This is a genomic window from Okeania sp. SIO2B9, assembly GCF_010672505.1.
Lineage (GTDB): Bacteria > Cyanobacteriota > Cyanobacteriia > Cyanobacteriales > Microcoleaceae > Okeania > Okeania hirsuta.
This window is the reverse complement of record NZ_JAAHGK010001452.1, coordinates 1-1,770: the sequence shown is the minus strand read 5'-3', so window position 1 is coordinate 1,770 and position 1,770 is coordinate 1. Positions and strand designations below refer to the sequence as shown.

The following is a 1,770-nucleotide window of genomic DNA, read 5'->3' as shown; positions in this document are numbered from 1 at the left end:
TTTGGTAAATACCTTGATTTATCGGGATATAAACGTAACAATTCAGCTATTAACGGTTATCTCTTACTATTGAATTTGACCTCAATTTATCAATGGCTTTTACCGACTACAAAGCAATAGCTGAATGCTGAATGCTGAATGCTTACATATAAAGGTCAAGGGACTGTGCTTTGATAGTAAAGTTTAAGGCGTTGCTTAAATGTAATGGTAAGTAGCTGAAGGTAAAATTGAAAAACTGATGTTTTGCGTTGATACTTCATCTAAAAATTATGACCACTCAGCAACATCAAGTTGAATTTGGCATCAATTTATTAATGGCTTTTACCGACTACAAAGCAATAGCTGAATGCTGAATGCTTACATATCAACTCTAAAAAATACTGCTTATTGAGGGCGACCCGGAAAAGTATTCACAAATGTATATTTGAATCAAATTAAATTAGGTTATAAGCTAATGACTAACTCAAATTCTGGCGTTTTTTACGTTGCTGCGGGCAAAAAATATGTTGATGAAGCTTGCGACTCTGCTAAAAGTTTAAAAAAGATTAATCCATCTATAAAAATCTCTCTAGCTTGTAATCAAGACCCTGAAGATAAAGATTTATTCGATCAAATTATTCGAGTAGATGAACAAGTAACTTGTAGAAATGAAGGATTATTATTCAAGGTCAAAAATTTATATTTTTTATCACCTTATGAAAAAACTATCTTTGCTGATACAGATACTTTTTTCGCCAGTGACTGTGAAAATGGATTTGACATCTTAGAATATTTCGATCTTGCCCTAGTTCCTGCTCCAGTTGATACTTTCTATCCAATTTTAGAATCAGGTCAAAAAGTTCCTTGTAAACCATTAAATACAGGGGTAATTCTTTTTAGAAAAAATGAAGCAAACGATCAGTTATTTAAAGAATGGATTGACCTCTATACAAGTAAGCTTTTATCTAATAGTAAGTTGCGAGAAAGTGACCAAACATCTTTCGCACAAGTTTTGCTCAATTCCTCTTCAAGAATGTACCCTTTGCCTAGTGAATGGAATGCTAGATTTTGTTTTATTAATGCCTTTGCTGAACCAGTTAAAATTCTCCATGGTTATTCCCGGAATATAGAAAATATAGCAATCCTAAATAGGTCGTGACAAATCAAAAAGTAAATAAAAAAACTGAAACTCTTACCTGTTCTCTGTTCCCAGTTAAGTGTTCCCTAAAAAGCAGTAAGATTTTTGACACGAATAAAATAGGATTGCTATATTGCTTATTTAATTAACTTAAATGGTAATAAACATAGAGTTTGGATTCCCCATCTGAAAAGATGTATTGTCTTTAAACCTTATACTTGGAAACATTATTTAGGTCGGTTACTGGGAAAATTGGGAATAATGAAAACAAAAAAGGCGTGAATGTTTATAATTTCTCGTCAGCAAACTTAAATAATTGAAGAAGGCAGAAGGCAGTTATGCTGAAGGCATAAGGTCTAATACCATTTATCAAAAACTTTTCAACCCGTATCTTGAGTATGGGACCTACCCCTAGCCCCTCCCAGGAGGGGAAGTAAACACAAGAATAATTAACATTTAGCTTGGCTAAAATTAGTAAAAAAAATGCTCTATTTTTTTAATTACTTAATAACTGAAGTGTTACCTAAGTATAGCATTAATGCATGGGAATTGGTATCATTCCTTATGGATATTCTTCGACAGGTCACGCCCCTATCTTATAACCCCAAACAATTTTAAGCACCCCTCTTAACTGTGGGTTTAATACCCCACAG

Annotated in this window: 1 protein-coding gene; it reads left to right on the top strand. The window is 33.1% G+C overall.

The features are described 5' to 3' along the window. The first annotated feature begins 454 nt into the window (after positions 1–454). Positions 455–1,138 (top strand): hypothetical protein, encoded by a 684-nt coding sequence (locus tag F6K13_RS31625; protein ID WP_287289653.1) that lies wholly within the window; start codon positions 455–457, stop codon positions 1,136–1,138. The last annotated feature ends 632 nt before the right edge of the window (positions 1,139–1,770 follow it).

What these genes read in the sequence shown, in the direction of transcription:
- F6K13_RS31625 (WP_287289653.1), top strand. Translation starts at nt 455, where the DNA reads ATGACTAACTCAAATTCTGGCGTTTTTTACGTTGCTGCGGGCAAAAAA.